Origin of the sequence: Micromonospora maritima (assembly GCF_902825405.1) — a bacterium.
Taxonomy (GTDB): Bacteria; Actinomycetota; Actinomycetes; order Mycobacteriales; family Micromonosporaceae; genus Micromonospora; species Micromonospora maritima.
This window is the reverse complement of record NZ_CADEAU010000734.1, coordinates 1-2070: the sequence shown is the minus strand read 5'-3', so window position 1 is coordinate 2070 and position 2070 is coordinate 1. Positions and strand designations below refer to the sequence as shown.

Sequence of the window (2070 nt, the reverse complement as noted above, 5' to 3'; positions counted from 1 at the left end):
AGCGGGCGGAGAGCAGCACCGGCGCGATCGGCGGCGGGGTGCCGGCCTCGGGCTCCTCGGCGGGCGGCGGCTGCTCGACGATGACGTGGGCGTTGGTGCCGCTGATGCCGAACGAGGAGACGGCGGCCCGGCGGGGCCGCTCGCCGGCCGGCCACGGCCGTTCCTCGGTGAGCAGCTCGACCGCGCCCGCGGACCAGTCGATGTGTGGGGACGGCTCGTCCACGTGCAGCGTGCGGGGCAGCACCCCGTGCCGCATGGCCAGGACCATCTTGATGATCCCGGCGGCGCCGGCCGCCGCCTGGGTGTGCCCCAGGTTCGACTTCACCGACCCCAACCACAGCGGGTCGCGCCCGTCGCGGTCCTGCCCGTACGTGGCCAGCAACGCCTGCGCCTCGATCGGGTCGCCGAGCGTGGTGCCGGTGCCGTGCGCCTCCACCACGTCCACGTCGGCCGGGGACAGCCGCGCGTTGGCCAGCGCCTGCCGGATCACCCGTTCCTGGCTGGGCCCGTTGGGGGTGGTGAGGCCGCTGCTGGCGCCGTCCTGGTTGACGGCGCTGCCCCGGATCACGCCGTGGATGTGCCGGCCGTCGCGTTGCGCGTCGGAGAGGCGTTGCAGCAGCAGCATGCCGACGCCCTCGGCCCAGCCGGTGCCGTCGGCGGCGGCGGCGAACGACTTGCACCGCCCGTCGGCGGCCAGGCCGCGCTGGCGGGAGAACTCGGCGAAGACGCCGGGGGTGGACAGCACGGTGACGCCGCCGGCCAGGGCCAGGTCGCAGTCGCGCTGCCGCAGCGCCTGCACGGCGAGGTGCACGGCCACCAGCGACGACGAACAGGCGGTGTCGATGGTGACGGCGGGTCCTTCCAGCCCGAACGTGTACGCCACCCGGCCGGACACCACGCTGCCGGAGTTGCCGGTGCCGAGGTAGCCCTCGACGCCCTCCGGGAGGTCGACCACCCGGGAGGCGTAGTCGTGGTACATGACGCCGGCGAACACGCCGGTCCGGCTGCCGCGCAGCCGCTGCGGGTCGAGGCCGGCGGACTCGAACGTCTCCCAGGTGCTCTCCAGCAGCAGCCGCTGCTGCGGGTCCATGGCGAGCGCCTCGCGCGGCGAGATGCCGAAGAACGCGGGGTCGAACGCGGTGGCCTCGTAGAGGAAGCCGCCCTTGTCGGTGGAGGACGTGCCGGGGTCGTCCGGGTCGACGGAGAAGAGCCGGTCCAGGTCCCAGCCCCGGTCGGTGGGGAACTCCCCCACCCCGTCGCGGCCGTCGGCGACGAGCTGCCACAGTGCGTCCGGACCGTGCACCCCGCCCGGGTAGCGGCAGGCCATGCCCACGATGGCCATCGGCTCGCGGTCCTTGGCCTCCACCTCGCGGACGCGCCGCCGCGCCTCGCGCAGGTCGGCCGTGGCGCGCCGGAGGTAGTCGAGGAACTCTTCCTCAGTGGGCATCGGGCCGCTCCGTATCGGGATCAGAGGTCCGGGGCATCTCAGGCGGTTCCGAGTTCGTCGTCGAGGAGGTGGAACAGTTCCTCGGCGCTGGCGGAGTCGAGGTTGCCGTCGCCCGCGCCGGTGTCGTCGGCGGCGCCGTCGGCGTACGTCCAGAGCGAGAGCAGTTCGCGCAGCCGGGCGGCGACGGCGGCACGGTCGGTGTCGTCGGCGGCGATGGCGCGCATCGCGGTCTCCAGCTTGTTCAGCTCGCCGAGGACGGACAGCGCGGAGGTGCTCCGCTCGGCGAGCAGCGCGCCGCGCAGGTGCGCGACCATGGCCGCGGTGGTGGGCCGGTCGTAGATGAGCGTGGACGGCAGGCGCAGCCCGGTGGCGGCGGCGAGCCGGTTGCGGAACTCCACCGCGGTCAGCGAGTCGAAGCCCAGCTCGACGAAGCCCTTCTCCGCGTCCACGTCGCGCAGCGAGGCGTAGCCGAGCACCGCCGCCGCGTGGGTGCGGACCAGGTCGGAGAGCACCCGGTCGCGGTCCGCCTCGGCGGTGGCGGCGAGCGTGTCGCGCAGCGCGGTCGCCGCGTCGGCGCCCGGTGTCGCGGCCGACGCGGTGCCGGTGACGCGGACCAGGCCGTG

2 protein-coding genes are annotated in these 2070 nt (G+C 74.9%); both read right to left on the bottom strand.

The window, feature by feature from the left end; translation table 11 throughout:
- A partial coding sequence (locus tag HUW36_RS31655; RefSeq protein ID WP_174531422.1) for a type I polyketide synthase occupies positions 1–1447 on the bottom strand: 1447 nt, incomplete at its 3' end.
- A 38-nt stretch (positions 1448–1485) separates the two neighbouring features.
- A partial coding sequence (locus HUW36_RS31650) for a phosphopantetheine-binding protein (protein WP_217428915.1) occupies positions 1486–2070 on the bottom strand: 585 nt, incomplete at its 5' end.